23 protein-coding genes and 3 pseudogenes are annotated in these 26004 nt (G+C 35.4%); 11 read left to right on the top strand and 15 right to left on the bottom strand.

Annotated features, from left to right (window positions below; genetic code table 11):
- Positions 1-2: 2 nt before the first annotated feature.
- Positions 3-416, bottom strand: a complete 414-nt coding sequence (locus H5J24_RS23030; protein ID WP_068941050.1) for an energy transducer TonB — start codon at positions 414-416, stop codon at positions 3-5.
- Between the two features lie 2 nt (positions 417-418).
- Positions 419-1622: pseudogene (locus H5J24_RS23025) on the bottom strand (BaiN/RdsA family NAD(P)/FAD-dependent oxidoreductase).
- Between the two features lie 115 nt (positions 1623-1737).
- Here H5J24_RS23025 and H5J24_RS23020 point away from each other — a divergent pair.
- From H5J24_RS23020 to H5J24_RS23000, 5 genes are all read left to right on the top strand, one after another.
- Positions 1738-2232: an acyl-CoA thioesterase gene (locus tag H5J24_RS23020; protein WP_068941045.1), complete on the top strand. Its 495-nt coding sequence runs from the start codon at positions 1738-1740 to the stop codon at positions 2230-2232.
- Positions 2233-2327: 95 nt separating this feature from the next.
- Positions 2328-3383: a thiamine-phosphate kinase gene (gene thiL / locus H5J24_RS23015; protein WP_068941043.1), complete on the top strand. Its 1056-nt coding sequence runs from the start codon at positions 2328-2330 to the stop codon at positions 3381-3383.
- A 284-nt stretch (positions 3384-3667) separates the two neighbouring features.
- The gene (locus H5J24_RS23010; RefSeq protein WP_068941041.1) at positions 3668-4486 is read left to right on the top strand and encodes a helix-turn-helix domain-containing protein; all 819 of its coding nucleotides are present in this window, start codon (positions 3668-3670) and stop codon (positions 4484-4486) included.
- Positions 4487-4657: 171 nt separating this feature from the next.
- On the top strand, positions 4658-5866 hold the full coding sequence (locus H5J24_RS23005) for a multidrug effflux MFS transporter (RefSeq protein WP_082811050.1): 1209 nt from the start codon (positions 4658-4660) through the stop codon (positions 5864-5866).
- 277 nt (positions 5867-6143) lie between these two features.
- Positions 6144-7052, top strand: a complete 909-nt coding sequence (locus H5J24_RS23000) for a DUF6268 family outer membrane beta-barrel protein (RefSeq protein WP_068941037.1) — start codon at positions 6144-6146, stop codon at positions 7050-7052.
- An 82-nt stretch (positions 7053-7134) separates the two neighbouring features.
- Here the strand turns inward: H5J24_RS23000 and H5J24_RS22995 are convergent, their stop codons facing one another.
- From H5J24_RS22995 to pepT, 9 genes and pseudogenes are all read right to left on the bottom strand, one after another.
- Positions 7135-7869, bottom strand: a complete 735-nt coding sequence (locus tag H5J24_RS22995; RefSeq protein WP_068941035.1) for a LytR/AlgR family response regulator transcription factor — start codon at positions 7867-7869, stop codon at positions 7135-7137.
- Positions 7859-8911, bottom strand: coding sequence for a sensor histidine kinase (locus tag H5J24_RS22990; RefSeq protein ID WP_068941033.1), 1053 nt, complete (start codon positions 8909-8911; stop codon positions 7859-7861). The genes H5J24_RS22995 and H5J24_RS22990 overlap by 11 nt, the downstream gene beginning before the upstream one ends.
- A 79-nt stretch (positions 8912-8990) precedes the next feature.
- The gene (locus tag H5J24_RS22985) at positions 8991-9587 is read right to left on the bottom strand and encodes a porin family protein (protein ID WP_068941031.1); all 597 of its coding nucleotides are present in this window, start codon (positions 9585-9587) and stop codon (positions 8991-8993) included.
- Positions 9588-9763: 176 nt separating this feature from the next.
- Positions 9764-10528, bottom strand: coding sequence for a T9SS type A sorting domain-containing protein (locus tag H5J24_RS22980; protein WP_068941029.1), 765 nt, complete (start codon positions 10526-10528; stop codon positions 9764-9766).
- Positions 10529-10681: 153 nt separating this feature from the next.
- Positions 10682-10918 carry a hypothetical protein gene (locus H5J24_RS22975; RefSeq protein ID WP_141395627.1) on the bottom strand — a complete coding sequence of 79 codons (237 nt, stop codon included), beginning with the start codon at positions 10916-10918 and terminating at the stop codon, positions 10682-10684.
- 167 nt (positions 10919-11085) lie between these two features.
- A complete protein-coding gene (locus H5J24_RS22970; RefSeq protein WP_232815898.1) occupies positions 11086-11655 on the bottom strand; it encodes a hypothetical protein in 570 nt (189 codons plus the stop codon).
- Positions 11656-11813: 158 nt separating this feature from the next.
- On the bottom strand, positions 11814-12392 hold the full coding sequence (locus H5J24_RS22965) for a hypothetical protein (RefSeq protein WP_232815897.1): 579 nt from the start codon (positions 12390-12392) through the stop codon (positions 11814-11816).
- 173 nt (positions 12393-12565) lie between these two features.
- Positions 12566-13132 (bottom strand): energy transducer TonB, encoded by a 567-nt coding sequence (locus H5J24_RS22960; RefSeq protein ID WP_068941023.1) that lies wholly within the window; start codon positions 13130-13132, stop codon positions 12566-12568.
- Between the two features lie 4 nt (positions 13133-13136).
- Positions 13137-14383, bottom strand: a pseudogene (gene pepT, locus H5J24_RS22955) (peptidase T).
- Between the two features lie 189 nt (positions 14384-14572).
- Between pepT and H5J24_RS22950 the strand changes: the two are divergent.
- On the top strand, positions 14573-15421 hold the full coding sequence (locus H5J24_RS22950; protein ID WP_068941019.1) for a hydroxymethylglutaryl-CoA lyase: 849 nt from the start codon (positions 14573-14575) through the stop codon (positions 15419-15421).
- A gap of 193 nt (positions 15422-15614) precedes the next feature.
- The gene (locus H5J24_RS22945) at positions 15615-16451 is read left to right on the top strand and encodes a sulfurtransferase (RefSeq protein WP_068941017.1); all 837 of its coding nucleotides are present in this window, start codon (positions 15615-15617) and stop codon (positions 16449-16451) included.
- A 282-nt stretch (positions 16452-16733) separates the two neighbouring features.
- On the opposite strand, the gene H5J24_RS22940 is transcribed toward H5J24_RS22945, so the two are convergent.
- From H5J24_RS22940 to H5J24_RS22925, 4 genes and pseudogenes are all read right to left on the bottom strand, one after another.
- On the bottom strand, positions 16734-17060 hold the full coding sequence (locus tag H5J24_RS22940; protein WP_068941015.1) for an SUF system Fe-S cluster assembly protein: 327 nt from the start codon (positions 17058-17060) through the stop codon (positions 16734-16736).
- Between the two features lie 3 nt (positions 17061-17063).
- Positions 17064-17764, bottom strand: a pseudogene (locus H5J24_RS22935) (3'-5' exonuclease).
- Between the two features lie 15 nt (positions 17765-17779).
- A complete protein-coding gene (locus H5J24_RS22930; protein ID WP_068941012.1) occupies positions 17780-18127 on the bottom strand; it encodes a tRNA-binding protein in 348 nt (115 codons plus the stop codon).
- Positions 18124-18633 (bottom strand): hypothetical protein, encoded by a 510-nt coding sequence (locus H5J24_RS22925; RefSeq protein WP_068941010.1) that lies wholly within the window; start codon positions 18631-18633, stop codon positions 18124-18126. Before H5J24_RS22925 ends, H5J24_RS22930 begins: the two co-directional genes overlap by 4 nt.
- Before the next feature lie 296 nt (positions 18634-18929).
- Here H5J24_RS22925 and H5J24_RS22920 point away from each other — a divergent pair, with 296 nt between their 5' ends.
- From H5J24_RS22920 to H5J24_RS22905, 4 genes are read left to right on the top strand one after another with little or no spacing between them, the layout of a single operon-like run.
- Positions 18930-22997, top strand: coding sequence for a hypothetical protein (locus H5J24_RS22920; protein WP_185124651.1), 4068 nt, complete (start codon positions 18930-18932; stop codon positions 22995-22997).
- Between the two features lie 17 nt (positions 22998-23014).
- Positions 23015-23359 (top strand): hypothetical protein, encoded by a 345-nt coding sequence (locus tag H5J24_RS22915; RefSeq protein ID WP_068941006.1) that lies wholly within the window; start codon positions 23015-23017, stop codon positions 23357-23359.
- A gap of 54 nt (positions 23360-23413) precedes the next feature.
- Positions 23414-25534: a CdiA C-terminal domain-containing protein gene (locus H5J24_RS22910; protein ID WP_228407584.1), complete on the top strand. Its 2121-nt coding sequence runs from the start codon at positions 23414-23416 to the stop codon at positions 25532-25534.
- Positions 25535-25543: 9 nt separating this feature from the next.
- Positions 25544-25930, top strand: a complete 387-nt coding sequence (locus H5J24_RS22905; RefSeq protein WP_068941004.1) for a hypothetical protein — start codon at positions 25544-25546, stop codon at positions 25928-25930.
- Positions 25931-26004 lie beyond the last annotated feature (74 nt).

Below are 26004 nucleotides of genomic sequence, written 5' to 3'. Positions count from 1 at the left end.
TTTTAATTAAAATTCATGATGAAAGGGAGATTATACCAGCTTAATACGGGGGTTCCTTTGTATTCTTCCGGTTTCCATTTCTTACGCGTTAAGGTAAGAGCTCTTTCGATCTCTTTATTAAAATCTTCATTATCTCCTGTTACAGAAATTTTTTCTATTTCTCCATCAATATTCACCGCAAACTTTGCATTGGCTTTTATCTTTCCTTTTACGTCCTTTATTTTATTTGTCTTTATTTTACCTGCAACTTCCTGCATAAATGCATTTATTCCACCGGGGTATTCTGCTGGTTTACGAGCTTCGGGGATAAAACGATCTCTGGAATGATCGTGTGTTGGAGGAATTTCCGTTTTATTTTCTTGGGAAAAGCATACGGAGAACCAGAGTGAACATAATAGAAATAGTATTTTTTTCATCTTTACAAAGTATTTAAGTCTTGTGCAATCAGCCAGCCTTCACTCCAGCATGCCTGAAAATTGAAGCCTCCTGTCACTGCATCTATATTTAAAACCTCACCGGCAATATAAAAATTAGGAAGCAATTTTGAAGACATGTTTTTGAAGTTAATTTCCTTTAAGTCAATACCTCCTGCGGTAACGAACTCATCTTTAAAAGTTGATTTTCCAGTAACCTGAAATTTCTTTTTACATAGGTTTTCAAGGATCTTCTGCATTTCCTTTCCTGAAATATTGGCCACCTGTTTATTAAGGTCAACCTTCGAAATATCTAATATTTTTTGCCAGAATCTGTTCGTAATATCAAAGATTTTAGATTGCCCAACGGACTTTTTAGGGTTATTTTGCTTGAAGTTCTGGAAAATCTCTTCCGCATCATCAAGATCTATTGAAATAAAATTAACCTCAATTTCAAAGTTGTATTTAAGCTTGGCAAGACTTATTGCTTCCCAGGCAGAAATTTTAAGTACTGCAGGCCCGGAAAGTCCCCAATGGGTAATCAAAAGCGGTCCGCTTTCTTCTGTTTTCAGCCTAGGAATTGAAATCCCTGCATTTTCAAAACTTGTTCCAGGCAGCTCTTTTAAAAGTTCATCTTTAATATTAAAAGTAAATAGCGATGGAACAAGGTCTACGATCTTATGCCCCAAATTTTCAATGATTTTCAATGATTTTGGAGAACTGCCGGTAGTATACACAATATAATCTGCCTCAAAATCCCCTGAATTGGTTTTTACAAGGTATTTTTCATCTTGCTTTTCAATTTCCTTTACACTGCATTTTGTCTGTACTATCACATTTTTTTTTCTGAGTTTCATTCAGGAAAGTATTGATGATCGTTTGTGAAGAATTGCTTTCAGGAAAAGTTCTGTTGTCATTCTCTATTTTCAGAGGAACATTGCGCTGATCGAACCATTCCATAGTGTCTCCAGGTTGAAATTTAGTGAAGACACTTAATAATTCTTTGTTTCCACGGGGATAGAACTGTACCAATTCTCTTGGGTCAAAGCAGGCGTGGGTAACATTACAGCGTCCGCCTCCAGAAATCTTAACTTTCTGAAGAACATCCGAGTTCTGCTCTAAAATGGTAATCTTATATTTCTTTTCGTCTAGATTGGATGCGCAGAAAAAGCCTGCAGCACCGCCTCCGATAATAATGATCTGTTTCATGTATGTGCAATCCTATGCTGAAGATTATTTTTTCAAAAGTACAATTTTTATAAACCATCTTATTTGAGTATTTTTGAAGATTATAATTTTTAATTATACCAAAAACGATTTCAGTATGATTTTCTACCATAAATTTGAAGTACGTTGGAGCGATCTTGATGCCAACAAACACTTAGCCAATTCATCATATGTACAATACTGTGCGCAAGCCAGAATGGCCTTTATGACCAAGGAGAAAATGGGGGTTACCCAATTAAGCAGATGGGGAATCGGCCCTGTAATCCTGCATGAAAAATATTCTTTCTTCAAGGAGATCTATGCCGATCAGACCGTTATTGTAAGTGTAGAAATTGATGGATGTTCAGATGATTCTTCTATCTACCGTTTCGTACATAAATTCTATACTCCGGATGGAGTACACTGTGCAACTGCGGAGGCAACAGGAGTATGGATTGATATGATGTTGAGAAAAATGACCACTCCGCCAGATGATGTAGTGGAAGCAATGAATAAATACAAAAGCCCGGAAACAGTGGTATTATCAAAAGAAGACTTTAAAAAGTTTCCTTTCCACCCACACAATATTGATCCGGCAGAATTTACAAAATAATTCAAAGTTTAAAATTCAAGGTTCAAGGTTTAAAGTTTGGAAAGCAATTTTTAAATCATTCATCCTTTTTACATTGGACATTAATACAAAAAATTATGTTTGAAGATAAATCACAGGAGCTTACGCCCATTTCAAAATTAGGAGAATTCGGTCTGATTAAGCATTTGACAGAGTATTTCCCTCTATCCAACGAATCTTCGGATCTTGGAGTAGGAGATGATGCGGCAGTGATTAACCCTAATAATAAAAAAGTGGTTCTTACCACGGATGTTTTAGCAGAAGGCGTACACTTTAACTTAGGTTATGTTCCATTAAAGCATCTAGGTTATAAAGCCGTAGTGGTAAACCTAAGTGATATTGCAGCAATGAATGCCGTTCCTACACAGATTTTGGTTTCTTTAGCTGTTTCCAATCGTTTTCCGGTAGAAGCTTTGGAAGAACTTTATGCGGGAATTCAGGCAGCATGTACCAGGTACAAAGTTGACCTGATTGGTGGAGATACTACAAGTTCTAATTCCGGATTAGTAATGAGCATTACAGCAGTAGGTATTGAATCTGGCGAAAATATTGTAAAGAGAAGTGGAGCAAAACCTAATGACCTTCTTGTAGTGACTGGAGATTTGGGTGGAGCTTATATGGGACTTCAGATTTTAGAAAGAGAACATGCCGTATATCTTGCTGATCCAAATATGCAGCCGGAGATGGAAGGATACGACTATATCCTGGAGAGACAGTTGAAGCCTGAAGCAAGAACCGATGTCAAAACAATTCTGGAAGAACTGGATATTAAACCAACTTCCATGATCGATATTTCTGATGGCTTGGCTTCGGAAATTCTTCATCTTTCCGACCAGTCTAAAGTAGGATTCAGACTGTATGAGGAAAAGATTCCATTGGATAACCTTACGATCTCTACAGCAGACGAAATGAACTTAAATCCTGTTATGACAGCATTAAGTGGTGGTGAAGATTATGAATTACTGTTCACCATTTCACCAAACGATTTTGATAAGATTAAAAACCATCCTGATTTTACCATCATAGGACATGCAGTGGAAAAAGAAGAAGGAAACTTTATGGTGGCAAGAGGATCTAACCAGTTGGTAGCTCTTACTGCTCAGGGATGGGATGCCTTTTTAGGAAACCAATAAATCAGGATGTATACCTTTACAGTATTACCAACGCTGATTATTATTGCATTTATAATAGTAACTCTTTATAAGCATTATATTAAAAAGAAAAACCAGAACCTTCGGGAATCTTTATTTTTTGTTTTATTTTTTGTTACTGTTTGGAGTGTTATTTATTATTTTGTGTTTGGCTAAAAGCTATTCTAAAACTGAAAAATTATATTTAATTTTAAATATTGTAGAAAACCGCAGCACTTTTTTGCTGTGGTTTTTGTTTATAGCTTACTTATTTTAAAACTCCAGTGATGAATATACCAGAAAAAGAAATACCGATGCATCATCTTACCTCTGAAGAATTTCAGATGAGTACCCTAAGTGCAGCAGGCCCGGAGAATTTTCATGATGTACACCGGCATAATTTTTTTGAAATTATCTGGTTCAGAGAAGTCTATGAAAAAAGCTGCCTGGAACTGGATTTTGAGAGCTATAAACTAGAGAATAATCAAATCTGCATTATTGCACCGGGACAGGCGTTTAATATGAAAGTAGAAGGTGAGGAGGGATATGCTATGGCGATAAGCCGGGAAATTTTCAATGAAGCCTGTGATATTGAATCTGTACTTACCGGAGGTGTGCTTCCGTTTTTTTTAGATCCTAAAAACGAGAAAACCTGCAGTACACTCATCTCATTGATTGAACAGGAATATAAAACCACCTCAAGAACTGAGCTTTTGAAGGCCTATCTGAAAGCATTTTGTATCATCATTGGAGAACAGATTAACCCACAGGAAACTTTACTGAATGACCGGCAGCGTGTTCAGGACTTGGTAGCTCTTATTGAGAAACATTATATTGTACATAAAGAAACGGCTTTCTATGCCGAAAAATTAAAAATAAGTACCCACCACCTCAATGATATTGTACGTCTTCTGAGAGGAACAACAGTAAAAAAAATGATCAATCAGCGTCTTATCCTGGAAGCTAAAAGAGAACTTAGTTTTGGAGCACTCACTGTGAAGGAGATTGCTTTTAAACTCGGTTTTAACGATGCTTCATATTTTTCAAGATTTTTTAAGAAACATGCAGGGAGAAGTCCTGAAAATTTTAAGAATAATGAAAAATGACAATCTTCAATATTTACAATTATGATGGTTTAAAATTGATGGTTTTAATCAAATATTGTGTTTTAATCTTCAATTTGTCCTATACTTCCTTCAGTTCCTTTATTGTATTCACTTCCTTTTTAAGGCAATTTTGCACCCTGGAAAAAAATCGCCTGTGAAGGCTTACAATTTATGAAGAAGTTAGGTATTGTAGTGTTTATTTTAGCATTACTCAACACGTTAGAATCCTTAAGTATAGATCTTTATCTTCCTGCTTTTCCAAGCATGGCTAAAATTTTTAATACGGATATCGGGCATATTCAAATCTCTATTTCGGTTTTCTTTGCCGGATTTGCCATCGGACAGTTATTATGGGGACCTTTATCAGACAAAACAGGCCGTAAACCAATGTTGTATTGTGGTCTTCTCCTTTTTATTATAGGAGCAACAGCCATTTATTTTACCTCGGATATTTACGTTTTATGGGCCATGCGTTTCTTACAGGCATTTGGAGGAAGTGCAGGAATTGTAATCGGAAGAGCTATTATTATTGATCTTTATGATAAGCAGAAATCCGTAACCATTTTTGCACAACAATCTCAAATCAGCGGAATTGCTCCCATTGTAGCACCTTTAATGGGAAGTGTATTCTTAAAATACTGGGGTTGGAACAGTTCATTCGCTTTTCTATGTGTTATGGGATTGATTACATTTTTTATGGTATATAAATATGTTCCGGAAACCAATACCAGAATCAGCCAGCAGGATAATATGGCAACAGATGAAAAGAGTTTAAAGGAACAATTAAAGATGATTATTTCCAACAAAGAATTTATCAACAGTACGATGGTAGGAAGTATTGCATTTGCTTCTCTGATTATCTATATTTCAAATGCTCCGTTCTTATTTATGGAAATTCATGGATTTTCCAGTGAGACTTTCAGTTTTATCTTTGCATTCAATTCATTAGCTTTAATTACAGCGGCTTATCTTACACCTAAATTAATCAAAAGAATAAGTAATTCAACCCTTTTATTTGGCGCTACTTTAATGTTGTTGGTGGTATGTACTCTTCATATTTTTATAGCAGCAGGAAATCTTTCTATGGTATTGGAAATAGGCATGTTGTATCTATCATTGTTAGCTATTGGAATTCTGTTTCCTCTTACCTCAGCGCACGCTTTATCTCCATTTAAAGAAGGGAGAGGTACGGCTGCAGCATTGTTAGGATTCATGCAATTGATGGTAACCTTTTTAATGTCGGGATTACTAGGGTTCTTAGAAGCAGATTCTATTTTGCCGATGGTAGTTACCCGTTCCGGAATGGCTTTGGTAGCTGTATGGTTTGGGTATCAGATTTTCAAAGGTAAGAAGGCCGTAATGCGGGAATCTGTAGCTTAAATAGTAAGGAAGTGGAAAGCCTGGAGGAGGAAAGTTATTGAAAGCCGAGGAACAAAATAAAGCCCAGAATTGCTGATTTTTCTGGGTTTTAGTGCTTTATTTATAGTAATTTTCAGTAATTCAGCAGACTAATGGTAACTTCCAGCTTCCCTCTTCTGGCTCCCAGCCCATTTAGCTTTATCCTTCCATTGTTTCTATTGGTCATACCATTCAGGCACTTAATCAAGTAATTTTTGAAAAAATAATCAAAAGGTTCTCTTTGCATAAAATTTAAAATATGAAAAGGAACCTTTTGACGGCTTTATGCTGTCTGTTGCCGTTAGGATATTGGGTAAGTGCCCAATCGGGAATCTCCGCTGAACTTAAAACAGAATACATTCCATCCTCTAATTATATCCGCCCGGAAGACAGTGTAAAGACGAATTCTAAAAGTGATTTTAAAAGGGTAAATCTAAATCTGAGTATTCCATTATCAGTAAAAAAAGATAAAGAAGGTAAGGTAAAAGCATGGTCTATGCTATTGAGCGGATCCTATGCAAAAATGTCCCACAAAGATTATGAAACTCCGTTATTTCCGGACCAGATGCTGAACGCTCAGGTAGGATTGCAGCATGTAAGACCTTTAGGAAAGAAGTGGAGCATGATGATGATGGCTTCCGTTGGAGTATACACAGATATGGAAAGGATAAGCTTTGATGATGTACTGGGACAGGGAGGAATTGTCTTTATCAGACATTTTAATCCTAATCTTGCTTTGGGAGTAGGGCCAGTGCTTACGACAGCGTTTGGGGTTCCAATGGTTCTGCCATGGATCTATTTCGACTGGAAAACCAACGGAAAGGTTAAATTTAGAGTTAACTTCCCGGAAGGGGCAGAAGTAGGATATCAATTCTCTGATGCTTTTACCTTAAAAGCTGTAGTTAATCTTAGCGGAATGACTGTAGAAAGGAATAAAAACGGAGAATCTATCATGTTTGGTTATCAGCAGATCACAGCAGGTCTCCGCCCGGAAATAAAGATCAGTGATAAACTGAGCATAGGGATTACGGGAGGATCAACCCTGGTGAGAAGTTTCACAGAAAGTGAGCGAAAGATCAAAAGCATTTTTAAAGAGAAAAAAGTTGCAGATCCTAAGTTTTCCAGTACATTCTATGCGGCGGTCTCCTTACGCTGGAATTTACCTTAAGATATAAAAAAGAGGCCGGAATGTATGTATTTGATCTATTTTTAACTTGAATAATTCCCCCAACAGCTTCCGGCTTCCTCTTTTATTTACTAATCAGCTTCTTATAAACCACCTGATTGAGCAATTCTTCCTTTCGGGTACGGGAAATAGGAAGCTCTGTTTTATTGATAAAAAGACGGCCTCCGGAAATCATATCAATATGAATAATGTTGATTAAGAATGATTTATGAATTCTGAAAAAATGTTCCGAAGGCAACGATTCTTCAATGGCTTTCATGGTCTGATGAATTACAATGAACTTATCTTTAAAATGCAGTTTGGTATAGTTCTGCATACTTTCAATATATAAAATATCTACCCAGGAAACTTTAATAAAAGTATCAGATTGCCTTACATACAGAAAAGGGTCATCCAGTGGTGTATTTTTCTTTAATTTTTCATTGATGATAAACTGTTGCTGAGCTTTATTAACAGCCTGATAAAAACGGTTAAAGGCAATAGGTTTTAATAGATAATCCACTACCTGAAGCCGGAATCCTTCCAAAGCATATTCCGAATAAGCCGTTGTAAAAATACATAAAGGCGGATTTTCAAGCTGTTCTAGAAAATCAATACCATTCAGATAGGGCATATTGATATCCAGGAAAAGAAGATCTATTTCGCTTTCTTTGACCTTGGCATCTGCTTCTAATGCAGTGGCATAAGTTCCTTCTACGGATAAGAAATCAATTTTATCTGCCATATCCTTAAGGTGGAATCTGGCCAGAGGTTCATCATCGATGATCAGACATTTAATTTTGGGAATATTATTGCTCATTTTCAGACAGTTTTAAGGTTAAAGTTACTTTAAATACAAGATTATCAGATTCAATGTTGAGATCATAGGCATCAGGATACTGCAGTTTCAGACGTTTTTTTACATTTTGCAGTCCAATACCACCGTCTTTCTTCTTATGAACAGCCATTTCCGAGTAAGAATTTTCAACATAAAAGAAAAGATTATTGTTTTCTTCTTTGCAGAAGATCTTTACATAACCAACTTGCCCCGGAAGTCTGCAAACGTATTTAAAGGCGTTTTCAATAAAAGAAACAAGTAATAGAGGTGCAATAAAAGCCCTTTTATTATTGATTTTCAGAGTGGCATCTACATTGAGCTCATTTCCCCATCTCAATTTCTCAACCTCTACCAGATTTTGGAGGTATTCAATTTCCTTATCAAGTGGAACCAGATTTTGATTGCAATGATAAAGCTGATATCGTAGAATGTCTGAAAATTTCATTAATAAAAAATCAGCAAGTTGAGTATCCGTTTTAATGAGAATATGAATGTGGTTCAGAATATTAAATACCAAATGTGGATTCATCTGATCTTGAAGAAGCTTAAGCTGATTCTCCAGGTGTGCTTGCTGAAGGAGGATGTGATCCCGTTCAATTTTTTCATGTTCAAGATAAAATTTAATACCACAGGTAGCTACACTTATCATAAAAGCAGCAGGAATAGCCATATAAAATCCTTGCCATAAAATAGGTAAATGATCGTAGAAGCTGGGAGGTAAATCAACTGTAGGAGCAACCTGAAGGTAGGTGAAAATGAAGGAATAAACAACACTCATTATTAAAATATTCAACACAGCCTGTACCAGGAAAATCTTCATTTTTTTTGTCCTTAAGGCTTTGGGAAGAAGCTTTTGAGCAAGATGATAGGTGAAAATAAAAGAGGTTATTACAATAGCAATAGTTTGAAGCACAGCAATCAGCCGATCCGTATTGACCTGAAAGTTGATCCATATTACAACGGCAAAAATACACCAGAAGCTGAGGTAGAATATATATTCTTTGAAAATAGGAGGTTTTGTCATGGGTGGTCTGAAGAGAGGTTACAAAAAATTAGAAACTGCAGGTTCACAGTTTCTAATTGGTCAAAGATAATTGAAGTTTTTAGAATAAGAAATAACCTATTCCAAGGCTAAAGCTGTGGGGTTTGGATTTAAACTCCTTACTGATGTTGGATAATCCATGTTCATACCTGAGGTCTACTGTGAAATTTTTATAATCTACACCTATTCCTCCTGTAATTCCGATATTGGACTTATCAAACTTGTTAAAACCTTCCTGAAGTGATTCAGAAACCGATAACTTGTTGTTAAAAGCAAAACTGTACACGCCACCAGCAAATGCTCTTACATTAAAATCATCAGTTTTAACAAATTTATATCCTAACACTACAGGAATATCAATGGAGTTCCATGTTAGCTTTGCAGATCCTTTGTCTTTTGCTTCGTAAGATGTTTTTCTTTTGTTGAATAAAGCTTCTCCTTGTACATACAGGCTTCCAATATCGAATCTTGCCATTGCCCCTGCCTGATAGCCGAAACCGTATTTCCCTTCCAAGGAAGAAGACTCCGTTGAGGTTTTTGTAAAATTTGCTCCACCCTTAATTCCGAGGTGAAGAGCCGGTGTTTGTTGAGCCTGGGTGTCCATAGAGCACGTGATGCATAATAACAAAGAGCTGAATGCTAAAAACTGTTGTTTCATAATTTTAATTATTGTTAGAAATTTGATGCAAAACAACAAATCCGGCAGGCTGAATGAAAGTTTATTTGATGAATGGTAACCGGATAGTGACGAGCTGTAGATATTGCCATTTGATCCTATTAAAAGAAAAATCCCACTTCAATTGAAGCAGGATGTAACCAAGATGAAGAAAAGAGTTAGTTCTTGATAAACTTGGAGTTTTGATCTCCTATTTTATACAAGTAAACTCCTGCCTTAAGAGATTCTACATCAATGGAAATGTTTTTCTCTCCTGAAGTGAAACTTTTCTGGAGTACCAATTTTCCGGAAGCATCATAGACCTGAATATTGTTTCCTCCGTTTCCGGGATTCATAATATTCAGAAGTTTGTTTGCAGGAATGGGAAAGGCCGAAAGCTTATTTTTATTTTGTGTCTGAGTCTCCAATGTGGCTAGAGTAGACGTAGGAAGCGCATATACTTCTGTAATGGTATTCGTTCCAGAGCTTTTTGAAATCACAAATTTGTTCTGATTAGATGCAGCATCATGGAAAATCTGATAGAGCGTATGATAATCATTTCCAAATTGCTTGATGATGTTTCCATCTTCATTAATAATAAGCATTAAGCGTTGCCCATTCTGATTATTGATAAACGTTAGGATGAATTCTAATTGATCATCTGTATTAAAAATACGTTTGGAAATGGGGTAGTTTTCTTTGAGCAGCTCGGGAATATAAAGGTAGTTATTCGGAATATTGGGTGTTAGTGTTTTATACAATGTATGATTAGCATTATAAATATCAAAAGTATTATTCCCTTTACCAATCAGATAATGAGACGTGTTGTTGTCTGAATAAACATCCCAATGGCTGCTGTCAGAAGTATAAGAGTGTTCAAGGTTCATTTGGCCAAATACAAAATTTGTTGCGATAATGGCTAGTGAAAAAATAGTTTTTTTCATAAGTGATTGTTGTTTAATGAATTTGGTACAAAACAACATCTCTGAAAGATGAACCTGAATTTTATTTGATGAATGGTAGAGATCCTATGACAAAAATCTATTTTCAGATGAAAAGAAAATCGGAAGTATCATTACTTCCGATTGTATGTATTATTAATAAGGTTCTTCCACACAAATTGTAGGCGGTGTGCATCCGCCAGTGCCGCCGCCAGTACCGCCGCCGCCAACGGCAATACACTGCCCTGGGCTTCCGTCTTCATATGTTTCACAGGCTTTTCCCCAGGCACACTGGCAGTCGTTCTGGCAATTATAAGAATCTCCTCCCATATGGCAACTGTCTATTCCGTTACCAAGAATTGTTGAAAGGTCTTTTCTCAAAAGTTTTTTCATTGTTTTCATAGTTTAATCTGGTATTTAATGTTATAGTTTAGGATTGTACATCCTTTGTAAATATAATAAAAATGTTCTAAATAATTGTAAATGAGCAGTGTGTAGGGCTTTTTGTTAAACAAAGAAAGCCGCTCATAGAGCAGCTTTCTTACTAATATCATTTTTCTTTAAAAAGTAAAGTCCTTCTGATACAGCAAATATTCTTTTTTAAATAGTGGAACAGTGCCTTCATATCTGAATGGAGCAATTCCAAAACCATAAAACATATCTGCCTGTATTCTGCCTTTTACAGAAAAAATACCTTTTCTTTCAGGGATAAGAGTTAAATCTAATGAAGATAGAGCAGATGCTCTTCCTCTTAATCCTGAATTGGCAATAGGTATAGTAACAAACATGAGTCCTACAGCTCCTTTGGCTTCCAGGCCAACCTCTGCAGACAGGTTTCCTTCCAATCCGGTGATGGCAGGGTCTGATTTCTTTTGGAGACTGATATTCAGAGCCGGAGCTTTGCTTACGAGGAAGTTGGCATTACCTTCAAGATCCAGAAGCTGTCCTTGTACTTTTCCTGTAGCTTGTACTCCCAGAAATGGTCCTGCAGATATAGTTGGGCTTAAGATCAATCCGGTAGGACCTAAAACAATAGGAACAATAGGGATATTCAGATAATCTGTTGTGCTAGCTGTGTAACCAAGACTTCCTAAAATGCTTGCTGAGCTCTGAAGTTTGATATCATCCATGATGAGGTTCACATAATAATCGGATAAATGGCCCCATGAGAAAGAAATATTATAATCAATTTTAGGGGTAAAACCTCCTTTTACATTTACACTGGATGTTCCGGCTGAAGATAATGGAAATGAGAATGTTTTATCAAAATTAAATCGGTTAAATTCAACTATTTTTTGATTTTGAAAGTTTTTGGATTCAATAGATAAAATTTTATTGTTGATTTCCCTGAAACCAATCCTTCTACAGGAATATAATTAACCATTTTTCCATTGATGCTAACCGGTGCTTTATCTGAAGGATCATAGACTCCGCTTAGGGTTCCGCTATAAATGAATTCTTCAAGTTTGGCACTGGAAGTTTGTAAGATAAATCCATTATTAGACTTAGAAATGGAAGTTACTTTTGATAGGATGGTATTCACCTGATCGCCGTCTATTTTTGTACCTACAACAACAGTTCCTGTCGAAATACTGTCTGTTTGTGGAGTCATACGGCTAAATGTAATTGCTCCTTCATGATGAGAAGAAATTGCATTCACAGATTCATCATTCAGAATAATCACATTTTTTTGTAAGGTTAGATTTCCTAAGGTTTTCAGTGCAACGGATTCTGTTGCTTTTTCAGCAGGAGGATCTACCGGATCATCCTGAGAACAAGACGTTAAAAGAAACACGCAGAAAATAGCAAAAAGAATAGAGAAATGAAATTTTCTGCTGATTTTGAAGGAGTTAGATTTCATTTTCATACACAGTAATTTGAAGTTTTCATCTAAATTAGGTGAATTATTTAAAGCCTACAAAACAATTAGGTTAAATTATTGTTTCTAACATAGTGATTTTCAATACTATTTGTGTTTTTGCTTTATGATATTAATGAAACTGAAAAAAGAAAACCCGCTATTAAAGCGGGTTGTTTGTATTATTTTTTAAAACTTAATGCTAATGGGAGAGAAACTGTAGAAGATACCGGTTTTCCGTTGACTTCAGCAGGTTTCCATTTGCCTTTATCTTTAATGCGATAAAAAGCAGCCTCAATAAATGCATTTACATCATCATTATTTCCTTTGGCCTGAGCATCCAGAGGATTTCCCTTGGAATCTACTACAAAATTTAATGTAGCTTTATAAGAATCCGAAGCATAGTTTAAGAAAGCAAGATCAACGGCATCATACAATGATTTTTGAAAAGCTGTTTTCCCAGTCTCATATTCCGCCTCTTTAGTCAGTTTAGTTTTGACAGGTGGGTCATTGGCTAAGGCTTTCTTATCGTCTTCAGAAATTTTCTCAAGAGCATTTTTATAAGATGTTATTTTATCTTCCGTAAGAAGCCACTCTAGCTTAGTTCTCAGATCATTGGGCTTAGGGTATTTATTATACAATGATGCCTTTTTTCTTTCATATTTGGAATCAGCCTTCTGGAATGCGGATACCTGAGCATTTCCGAAAGCAAAAGATACGATGAATGCTAATGCTAAGAGTTTTTTCATCTTATTAAGCTTTTACAATATTAATAATCACTTCTGTAGCCTTCTCCATGCTTTCCAAGGCTACATATTCGTAAGGACCATGGAAGTTGATTCCTCCGGCGAAGATGTTTGGACAAGGAAGTCCCATATAAGAAAGCTGAGCACCGTCTGTACCTCCTCTGATCGCTTTAATCTTAGGTTCAATGCCCGCTTCAGTCATTGCTTTTGCGGCAAGATCTACAATGTGCATTTTACCTTCAAATTGCTGCTTCATGTTTCTGTATTGCTCCTTGATTTCTACTTCAGCAGTTCCTTCACCATGTTTTTGGTTGAATTCAGCCACTTTTCCTTCCATGAATTTCTTTCTTGCTTCAAATTTATCAGCATCGTGATCACGGATGATGTATTGAAGTTTCGCTTCAGAAATATCAGCAGTAATGTCCATTAAGTGATAGAATCCATCAAACCCTTTCGTGGTTGCAGGAGTTTCGTTAGCAGGCAATGTTTGAGCGAACTCAGCAGCTAATAAAGCGGCATTAATCATTTTACCATACGCATATCCTGGGTGTACGCTTAATCCGTGGATTTTTACAACCGCTCCGGCAGCGTTAAAGTTTTCGTATTCAAGTTCTCCAACTTCTCCACCATCCATTGTGTAAGCCCATTCAGCACCGAATTTAGCAACATCAAACTTGTGTGCACCTCTTCCGATTTCCTCATCAGGAGTAAATCCTACAGCAATTCTTCCATGTTTAATTTCAGGGTGAGCGATAAGATATTCAGCAGCGGTTACAATTTCTGCACAACCTGCTTTATCATCAGCACCAAGAAGGGTAGTTCCGTCAGTAGTAATTAACGTCTGACCGATATATTTTTTAAGCTTTCAAATCTTGAAGGAGATAAAGTGAATCCTGTAGCCTGGTTCAAAAGAAGGTCATTTCCATCATAATTTTCCCAAACCTGAGGCTTTACATTTTCCCCGCTGAAATCCGGTGATGTATCATAGTGTGAAATGAACCCAATCGTAGGCCTGTCATCATTTTCAAGGTTAGAAGGAACATAGCCCATAATATAACCGTGCTCATCAATTGAAACATTTTCTAAACCGATAGTCTTCAATTCTTCAGTAATGTAATTGGCAATATCCCACTGGCGCTCGGTAGAAGGAGTAGCTTCGCTCTCAGCATCACTGGTTGAATATATTTTTACATAACTAAGAAAACGGTTCAGTAATTTCTCTTTCCATAAAGGATTGAATTCTATTGTACTCATCAGATTTATTCTAAATTTTAACAAAGTTAGCAAATTTGATGCTCAGAATACATTATTTGCAGGTGAATATCAGTTATCGAAATTATAAATCATATATAAAACTTTGAAAATCAAAATAATGTTAGATTTGTATGTACAGTATACTAAGTAGTTTAGTTTTATTATATTTGAGAAAATCAAAAAGTAAAAATGTTTCTTACCGAATGTCCTAGAGATGCAATGCAGGGATGGGGAGAATTTATCCCTACTGATAAAAAGATCGATTATATCAACTCCTTAATGGATGTTGGTTTTGATGTATTGGACTGTCTGAGTTTTGTTTCTCCAAAAGCAATTCCCCAGATGGCTGATTCCAATGAAGTCGCTGAAAATATTGATAAATCCCGATCAAAGACTAAGGTTTCTGCGATTATCGGAAACTATAGAGGTGCTGAAAAAGCATTAAAACATGGGTCTGTGGATATTATTGGCTTTCCTTTTTCTATTTCTGAAACATTTCAGCACAGGAATACCAATAAAAGCCAGGAAGAAGCTTTTGATGAAATCATTAAAATGCTTGAACTGGTTAAGGGTGAAGGAAAGCAGTTAAATATCTATTTTTCAATGGCTTTTGGAAATCCGTATGGTGAAATGTGGAAGTGGGAAGATGTAGATCAGTGGGCTCAGAGGTTTTCAGATATCGGAGTAAAAGACATCCTGCTTTCTGATACAACAGGAGTGGCAACACCTGAAACCATTGCGCTTTTATTTGAGAAAATTCCGTCAAAATATCCTGAAATTAATTTCGGAGGGCATTTTCATAACCGTTATGAAGAATCCTATTCAAAGCTGAAAGCGGCTTATGACCAAGGTTGCAGAAGGTTCGACAGTGCTATCAAAGGAATTGGCGGATGCCCTATGGCTAAAGATGACCTGGTAGGAAATATGCCTACGGAGCAGGTAATCAACTTTATGAGCGTTGAAAAAGTAGATCACAAGTTGAACCTTTTAAACTTTGAAAGCTCTTACAATAAAGCGAAGGATATTTTTCATTTTTAAAATGATTTAAAACCTCTCGCAGATTTAGCTAATTACGCATATAAAAACTAGAAAATTAGGATCTGCGAAATATGTGTGATCTGCGTGAAATCAGAAAAATATAAATAGGAGCGGGCTAAAGTCCGCTTTACTATATCCATCAATCCATTGGCTTTAGCCAAAACCTAATTAGAATAACCTAAAATTCAACAATATGTCTCCAATAATTTCATCTTCCGAATTAAAAAACCTCTCTAAGAGCAACCTTACTATTCTTGATGCAAGAGTAGGAAAAGATGCAAAGCAAAGCTATCTGGAAAAACACATTACAGGAGCAAGATTTATTGATCTGGATAAAGATTTAGCTGAGATTGGAGAAAATGCAGCCTTTGGAGGAAGACATCCGCTTCCGACTGCGGAAAAATTTGCAGAAACACTGTCCAATCTTGGGATTGCTGAAAATTCCCGTATTGTTGTCTATGATGATAAAAATGGGTCAAATGCTGCTGCCAGAGCCTGGTGGATGCTAAGATCTTTTGGATTTGAAAACGTACAGGTTTTGGATGGCGGAATACAGGCTGCAGAAAATAATACTATGGAATTTTCGTCAGGAGAAGAAGCGTTTGAGAAGGCTCCACTAATTAAAAAGGAACATTGGTCTCTTCCGCTTTCAAATCTGGAAGTTGTTGAAAATGAGTTAAAAAACAATGCGTCTACTGTAATTGATGTAAGAGATGCTTATCGATACAGAGGAGAATCTGAACCTATTGATCTGGTTGCCGGGCATATTCCGGGAGCTATAAATATTCCTTTTTCTGAAAATCTGGATGAAAATGGGCTCTTCCTGAGTCCTGAAGTGCTGAAAGAAAAATATACTCAGTTATTGAAAGATAAACCTGAAAATCTGATTATTCATTGTGGTTCAGGAGTTACGGCATGTCATACGATTTTAGCACTAGCTCATGCCGGTTTCAGAATCCCGAATCTTTATGTGGGATCATGGAGTGAATGGAGCAGGAGAGAGGGGAAAACAATAGCGAAAGAAGTGTAAAAATATTCTGAATTTAGGATTCAACAATACAAAAAAGGATGTCAGAGTATGACATCCTTTTTATATTTTCAATTCTATATTACTTTTTATCCAGTAGCGGCAGCGAAATAATGATAAACCCTATTCCTGTTATAAAAGGAGGCTGAGCCTGCATTTTAGATCCTAAATAAAGCCTATATACTCCTAAGAAAGCAAGAAACACTGCTTGTTGCTTTCTTTTGGCTGTGATCACTCAATAATAATGGATAATATTAATTTTATCTGCAAAGCAATGCATAAGGTTTATAGCATTCCCAGCTCAAATTTTGCTTCTTCACTCATCATATCCTTATTCCAGCTCGGCTCAAAAGTAAGTTCTAAGTCAACACTTTTTACGTTTTCTACTTCTCCTACTTTATCTTTTACTTCCTGAGGAAGGGTTTCTGCTACGGGGCAGTTTGGAGTGGTAAGGGTCATTATAATTTTTACGTCAGCATCATCGGAGATCTGTACATCATAAATTAACCCTAATTCGTAAATATCTACCGGAATTTCGGGGTCATATACGGTTTTTAGCACGCTGATGATTTCTTCACCAATGTCTGCAATTTGATCGTCTGTAAATTTCATTTTTTAATCTAAATTGATATTCCTTTTCAACAAATCTTCCTGGCGCATACGCCGGAAAATATTTGCCAAAGTTAAGACATCTTTTTCACAATAATCAACAATTCGCTGCAAGTCTTTCTCTATGTAGTAAATTGATGAAACCATTGAGCCGTCGATATCATCCTTTGGAGTGGGAATACCAAAGACATGAGCCAATAATTCTAATGATACAAAACTTTTATAATCCCCGAATTTCCAAAGTTCCATGGTGTCTATATGAGGAATCTCCCAAGGCTTTTTTCCAAACATCTGGAAAGGAGCAGGAGGCTGCATCCCGTTGATGAGATATCTTCGTGCAATCCATGGAAAATCAAACTCTTTTCCGTTGTGGGCACAGAGAATCACATTATACAACCTTGGACTGTTGAAAATTTCTCCAAACTCCTGAAGCATTTTTTTTCATCATGCCCGGAGAAGCTTTTGATCTTTAAAGTTTCATTCTTTTCCACCATTCCGATGGTAATGCAGATGATCTTTCCAAACTCTGCCATAATTCCGGCTCTGTCATAAAATTCAGCGGCAGAAATATCGTCTTTTCTTTGAAATTTTGTCTTTTTATCCCAAAGATGCTGATCCGTTTCAGATAAATCGTCCCAGGAGCTGGCCTGTGGAACGGTTTCAATATCAAGGAATAAGACCTTTTCTAATGGTATGTTCTGTATCATTGTGTTTTTTATTTGCTATCCTACCTGCATTCCGTTTTTAGTAGGTAATGAAGGTGCTAAAAGAGTGACATCGCTTTTATCTTCTCCATATAATCCTAAGACCAGGCATTCACTGAAGAAGTTGGCAATCTGTTTTTTAGGGAAATTAACGACTGCTAAAATCTGTTTTCCCACCAATTCTTCTTTTTGATACAGTGAAGTAATTTGTGCAGATGATTTTCTGATTCCCAGATCACCAAAGTCTATTTCCAACTGATAGGAAGGGTTTCTGGCCTTTTCAAAATCATGTACTGAAAGAATCGTTCCACATCTGATGTCTATTTTTTCAAAATCTGCCCAAGTGATGTCTGGTTTTACGTTCATGGTAATGTATTAATTAAATGTTCTACTTCTGTTTTCTGTTCTGCATATTTTTGTTGTAATTCTGAACCTTCACCCATCCTTTTATAATATTCCAGGGCTTTTCCGCCAAAGAATTTTTTATGAAAGTCCGAAACTTCAGGAACCTGTGGGAAAACTTTGTGAAAAAGCATTTCATAGTAAGCCTGAAACTCTCTTTCATTTTTGTCTTCAACTACCTGTCCCGGAGCCTTTTGTCTTACATGGAGCATTTCATGGGCTACCATATTTAAGACAAGGTTCAGGTCAAAATCAAATAAATTTCTGGGAATCATCACTGTTTGAGGTCCACCCAATTCTCCTTCTGCCGTAAGAAGCATCGAAGTAGGGGAAAGTTCTTCCCTGAATCCAAAGCCTGCAAAATTATCATGTTCCAGATCAAAAGAGTGGATCAGATATTGTGCGGCATCCAGAATCTGGTTATGTTCTTTATAGGCTTCAAGGTGTAGATTAACCTGCTCGAAATTCATTTGAAGTATGTTTTATAACAAATGTATTAAAATATTGAGAAATGCAAGACTGTTTATATCAAAGGTTTAGGATATAGAATCAAAATTCTTTTTTATACGTCAACTTCTGTCGCTTTCGGGTAGCATCTTTGTATTAGAAAAACACAGAAAATGAAGCTGGACTTAAAGCCAAAGGGTGGATATCTTTTTGCCGGAAACCACCTAAAAAATAAGGCTAAAACCTGAAATCACTCTAATAAAAAGAGCTTCAGATCTTAACCTATTTAACCTACACAAAATTACAAAAAATGAATAATATGGAAAACAAAGCTACAGGAGTGTCTGTAGAAAATACTCCATCACAGACTCTTTTCAGGTTTGTAAGCCTAAGAAGTCCGCAATTGTCTGATGATACTAAAAATGATAACAGATTTATTACAATTCCGAATGAATTAAAGAGTGATGATGCTTTTTATATGCCAGTTGTTAATGGAACTGGTTCTAAGCAGAGACTATTGCAGGCTTGTGCAGCAAATTATGCCAATAATCCAAAATGTATTTCTTCTGATCTGAATAATGCCAACAACTTAAATGCTTTTAAAATAGCTTATAGAGCGTTCTATACATTTGGAGCCTGGTTGGCAAAAAATAAAAATAAATGCACATTTCAGGAGTTTATTACTAAAAGGAATGAGCTTTTTGTAGCAGAAATACAGCCTACCCCAAGTCGTGTTGATCTATGGAATAACCTTATTTACCAGGTTGTGACTCAAAAAGATTTTTATATTAAGGAGACTGTTATGCAAATGGTATTGGCTCAATATGTGTTGCCTATATCCAATGAGGAGACAATGAAAAAAATGTTAGGGGCAAGAATTGTTCTCCCTAAAGAATTGATGATGGATGAAAAATCCCTCCCTGCTTCCAATGCTGCTTCAAGAATGGCTGCAGAAGGACCACAACAAACACCTCCATCAGAAGAAATGAAAAAGCAGCAGCTTATTTCTACTGCTAAAGTAAAACTTGCAAAATTTGAAGCTTTAAAAAAGAGCCTTTCAGGATTAGAAAGAAAGTATAGAGCAGAGTATCAGGATGCCTATAAAATGAGAGAGCAGGAATATCAGCGAGAAATTGCTCCTATTATTGAAAGATATAATGCTGAGGTGGCTGCCAATAGGGAACGATATTGTGAGATTAGAAAACCTGAGGTAAAGTATGATCCAACAGATCCATGTCAGCAATTACCTATGGTTCCGGAACCAGTATTACCACCATTTGATTTTAATTTCAGGCAGGAAATAGAACCTGAATTATTACTAAGGGCCCTAAATTCTGATGATTTGGATGCTTTATTGGATATTCTTGGCTTTGATTTTTCTAAGGAATCTGGTAAAGAACGCTTAGCTGCAACCGGAGCATCCAGCCTTGATTCTTTGCTAGACGGAAGAAATACTTTTTCAGAGATTACTTCTTTAATGAATGATGCTTTTGAAAAGTCTCATAATAGTATTATTCAAAATACTGAAGCAGATGAAGAAGTTTATACAAGTATTGGCGGAGTTGTTGTTCCTATGGCAAGAACTATTTCTATTCCATTTACTTATCAGATCTGTCCGAAGTGGATTTATAAAGGATATACTTTTGATATGTCTCTTACTGTTCCAGATTCTTCATGGGATGTACAATATATTTCTTATACACTTACTCCTAAAAATGGGTTACCAAGTATTACGAGTGATTATTATATGAAATCCAGATCGGGGAATACCATTTTTTTAAATGATCTCTGTATGCCTGGATTAGATCTTAATACAGTACAGGATGCTTCTTTAGATATTAATATTCAATTTACTAATGGTAAAAAGAGTGGCCCTTATATTCCTAAATTACAGGCGAGGGCCTGTTTATCAGATAAATTTTGGCTGGAAACGGAAGAGGAAGAACCTGTGGTCATTGATGAGGATAATACATTTATTCCTTCCGGATTTGGATTTAAACAAATTGGTATTGCAGACTATTTAAAAGTAGAACAGACTACCCATGCTTATGTAGAAGGTGAGGTTGCCCACATTGAAAATATCATGGCTAGGGAATATCGTGAAAAATCTACAAGAAAATTAAGGAGAAGCGAAAATACCACTACTAAATCTACTGATAAAGAAAGAGAACAACTTTCAGATACAACTACTGCCAATCGTTTTGAGATGCAGAGTGAGGTTGCCAAAATGATGCAAGAGTCTTCAGATAACAATACACAATTTGGTATAAATGCAAATTATGATGGTGGAGCTTATAATATTAATACTAGTCTAGGATTGGGTAATGCTCACCATAGCTCTAAAGATGAGAGCACAAGACAGGCTGTATCACAGGCTCAGGATGTTACCTCAAGAGCAATGGACAGAATTGTCACTAAAGTTCATGAAGAAAGAATTGAGAAGATTATTGATGAGTTTGAGGAGAATAACAAACATGGATTTGATAACACCAAAGGAGATAAGCATGTAGTAGGTGTTTACAGATGGGTAGATAAACTGATGAAAAACCAAATCTACAACTATGGTAAACGAATGATGTTTGAATTCATGATCCCAGAGCCAGCAAGGCTTCATATTTTAGGGAAAGGACAAAGTAAACTGGTAAAGCCTGAAGACCCACGAACTTCTTTAACGATGACCATGGCCAATTATACGGCATTGGCCAACGATACGGTATTTAATTTTTGGGCTGGAAAGTATAATATTACAGCTATTAAAAAATTAGATCCTGTTATTTATATTTCACATGCTTTTTCGGAGAAAAATATTGCAACAGATGATGCGTATGGAAATGGTAGATGGGCCGGTTTGTACCATAATAATGAGTTTAAAATTCCTGAGAATTATGAAGCTATTTCTGTAAAAGGATCGTTAGCCGGCGGAGGTGGAGTCCTATTTAACGGAGGAACTTTGTATAATAAGGCTACTACTTATATTTGTGGCGTCAAACAAATTACAGATGCCGTAAGTATGTCCTTGGATGCTATTAGAGATAAAATTACCATTTCTTATAATTCCTGGGATATGAAAGGGGTTACCGGTTCTTTGGTTGCGACATGTAGATTAACCCAGGAAGCACAAACACAATGGCAGCAGGAGGCATTTAATGCTATTATTCAGGCGTATGAACAAGCTTTGGCAGAATATAATAATAAGCTATCAGAGGAGCTAAACAAGGCTGTTGAAATTAAAGGCTCAAACCCTAATTTTTATAGAAAAATTGAAAATACGATTCTTCGGAAAAACTGTATTTCCTATATGGCAGACAGAGCATCTGGCTCTACTCATGGCTACGGTTTATCAGGATTAACTGAAGGAAGCTCATTCCTTGATTATGAAACCAAACTTGATAAAAAGCTGGACAGATATACTGCTTTTGTGAAGTTCATGGAACAGGCCTTTGAATGGGAAAACCTTTCGTATTATTTATATCCTTACTACTGGGGAAATAAGCAAAACTGGGAAACTATGTACCAGGCAGAAGATACAGATCCTCTTTTTGGTGCTTTCCTGCAAAGTGGTATGGCAAGAGTAATTGCTACAGTACGTCCCGGGTTTGAGGATGCGGTGCAGTTCTATCTGGCAACCGGTAAAATCTGGAATGGAGGAGAAGTTCCTGTCATTGGGGATGAGCTTTATTTATCTATTGTAGATGAAATGAAGGAACCAAAAGGAATAAAACAGGGTAAAGCCTGGATTACCAGACTTCCAACAACATTAAATATTCTTCAGGCAGAAAGTATTGGTTTAAAAGTGGGGCATGCTTTACCATTTACAGCTGAAAATCCCGATGATTTTGAAGTGCCGGGAGAGGTTATTACTGAGGATAAATTTAATTTTGAAAAGAATGATAGTGTTTTAGGAGGAAATACTTCTGGGGAAAAATGGATTCAGTTTACTGCTAAAAGCTTTGATAGGGTAGGTGAATTTGAATTCATTGAAAATCTTGATGAAAAGAGAGAATTTCCAAGAAAATATTATTGTATGGGTAAAGAGATTGTAATTGATAGAGATGCAAGTTGGAAACCATCTTCGAGTACTTCTGTTCTTTATTATGCATTGGCAGAGGAGGTTTCAAAAATTGATGGTATTCAGGCTTTTCCAAATGTAGAAGATGGTTTTGGATTAACCTTTCGTATAGATATCAATAAAATTAAACATTTTAAGTTTGTAAAACCCCCATATTCGGAATTATTAGATTCTGTGGAAGTAATAGTTACAGATGAGTCTTTAAAATTTGTAAATAGTTTTATTATTTCAACAAGTAGATTGGCTGATAAAAATGGAACTAACATAACTCAAGAAGAATATTCACAGAATATTTCACTTTCACGATTTCTAATTTGATCTTTTAATTTTTAATAATGAGCCGAGTAAAACTCGAGGCTATTTGGCAGCACGAAAAAGTGCTGCCAAATAGCCTCACGACCTTAAAGGATAAGATTAGTGAGATTACTGCTGTAGAAAAGATTTTTCTTTTCGGAAGCAGAGGCCGGGTTCCTTTTGAAGATTGGGATACCCTGGAAGGAAAAGACTGGGATGTTTTGGTGCAGGCTAAATGTAAACTGAAAAACGCTCATGTTTTGTTAGATAAAGAATACTATATAGATCTTCTTGTGCTGGATGAGGAGAGTATACAGAAATACTATCCTGAGAAGAAACTTAAGATTGTTTTTCCTGAGAATGAATTAATAAGCTCTAGCAAATAATAATCTAAGGCAGAGGTTAAAAGCTTTGCCTTTATTCAATTTAAAAATCACAAAATGAGTTTAGAAATATTAAATAATAAAGGAAGTGGTAATTTATCTGATTCTAAGTTTCTATTAGAAAAGAATATTCAAAATGATTTACTCAAACAAAGTATTTTTAATGATAAAAAATATACTTTTGATGAAATCAGTTTATTCAAAAATAGCCCTTTTGGACAATATTGGGATAAATTACTACCATCTTGGGCATTAGCCGCTTATGGATCTGCAAGAATATTAAATGAATCTAATTTTAGTATTGTAGATCTTTCTCAAAAGTTCAATTATTCACAAACATTGCTTTATAATAGTCTTATTAATGAAAGTTGGGATGATATACAGTTTAAAGTATATGCTCATCCGGATGGGAGAGAAATACTACAACAGTATGCTAGTACTGATTTTAAACCTAAAGATAATGAGGTCTTATTTTTTATTGAAACAGATGATGGAAAATTTGATTTTGGAAAGATTATCAGAGTAAAATTAGGAAAAGAAGCAATTAAAAAACTTCAGCTTCAATTTCCATTTTTAGGACAAACAGACGAGGAAGAACTTGCTGAAGAGTTTTTAAAGCGACCTTTTGAACTGAAAAATGATCCAAGTTTAGATTTTGTTCAGGCTAATAAAGAAGTAAAACTTGATACAAAAGAATTAAAAGCTCTCTTAGCAAAAGCAATTAAATATGATTTCAAGCAGAAAAAGTTTGATGATATGTCTATGTTTCTGCTCATTCTACAAGGAAGTGAATATTTAGGATTAAATATTCCTAAAAAAATCTTGGAAATTTCTCATTGGGTGAGAACAAAAAAATATGAAGAAGAAAAGTTTTGGAATGCTCTTTTGAAAAAAGGATTTACTCCCGCATTTCTTCCCAATGTTATAGTTCCTCAAAATAGGAAAGAGATAAAAGAATCTATAAAAAATAAAATTAAACAGCAGATTGATAATATTTCAAAGCTTAATCATGATGACGCTATTATAGAAAAAATATTTAAAGAAATTCTGAACAATGTTTTATTATATTTGTTTGAAAGATTTTCTTCTTTATTAGATGAAGGTCTTAAACAATTGGATGAGATTTTACCAGAAGGAGAAGTGCTTAATGAGATTTATAACCTCAATGCTTTTTTAGTCGGTCTTTGGAATGGGTGTTTAGAGTTTGTTGCTGGGCTAGTCGATTTAGTTTCTTTAACAATGATTATTGCGAGAGATGGTATTGGCTTTGTGTTTACTGACGTATTAGGGGAAGCTTTTGAAAATCTTTTAAATGAGCTTATTTTCAATTTTGAAAGCTTTATTAAAAAGCTTTGGGAAAAGTTTATTACAGCTTTAAATGAGTTTCCTGATTGGTATTTACGATATGGGAATAATCAATATTTTTGGTATAAAAAGTTAGGGGAGTTTACTCCTGATATACTTCTTATTCTTGTCCCTGCGGCGAGAGCCGGTAGGGCCGTGAAAGTAGCAGAAGAAGCTTCAATATTAAAAAGAGTATCCACTGCAACGGAAAAAAAATTAATAACAGAACGAGAATATCAGAAATATTTGGATGATTATTATGAATCATTAAGAAAGCAATCTGATGACTTTTCTAAAAAATTGGAAGAAAAAACTGCCGAAAAAGAAACTAAAGAGATTTTTGATAATGCAGAGAAGGAATTAGATGAAATAGTAAAAGCAGAGAATAAGACTAATCCTAGTAAAAATGAATCACCTAATGCAAAACCCAAAGGTCATAAAACAAAAATTCCTGATAATTTGGATGATGCAACAAAAACATCATTGATTTTAGAAAATGAAGCTGCTGAAATTTTAGCAAAAAAAGGCTTTGAAATAGAGCAGAATCCCTCTATTTCAACGACACTCAAAAATCCAGATTATATTATTGAAGGAAGTATTTTTGATTGTTATTCCCCATATAATAGTAATAAGGCTGTTAGAGGTATATGGACAGAAGTGTCTGATAAAATTAGAAAAGATCAAACGAATAGAATCGTTCTAAACTTGAAAAATTGGAATGGAGATATTCAAAAACTACAAAAACAATTTTTAGATTGGGAAATAGAGGGGTTGAAAGAAATTATTTATATAACTAAGCAAGGAAACGTTAACTACTTAAAACTAAAAAAATAAACTAAAATTATGTCAATTACATATCACTTAAAGTTCCGAAACAAATTAGAACAAAAACCAGAACTTACTCAGCTTATTAATGAGTATAAAAATACTGTATTATTGATCTCTAATTTATATTCAACAGAGCACGGTTATGAAGGAGGAAAATTTCAAGATGAATATTTGGATATTGACTTGGATAATTCTTCTCAAATATCCTTTGATCTTTTACAAAAAGACGCAGATCCACAATCTTGGAAAAAGCTCTTAAAAGAAATTATTCATAAAATTACTAATAATGTATATCCGGATGAAGATTATTTCTTTGATTTTCAAGGAGATGTTGTGTATGAAATTAGAGAGGATGGCATTGTTAAGAAAAACAAGGTTGATGAATTCCTAATAGGAGTATAAGTTGTCAAAATATTATAAAAAAACGTTGTTATCGATGTTAACAGATAAAGAAATGCTAACCATAACAGAACGTT

The organism is Chryseobacterium capnotolerans, assembly GCF_021278965.1.
In the GTDB taxonomy this organism is placed as follows: domain Bacteria; phylum Bacteroidota; class Bacteroidia; order Flavobacteriales; family Weeksellaceae; genus Chryseobacterium; species Chryseobacterium capnotolerans.
The sequence above is the reverse complement of the archived record's forward strand: the minus strand, read 5'-3'. Positions and strand labels throughout refer to the sequence as shown.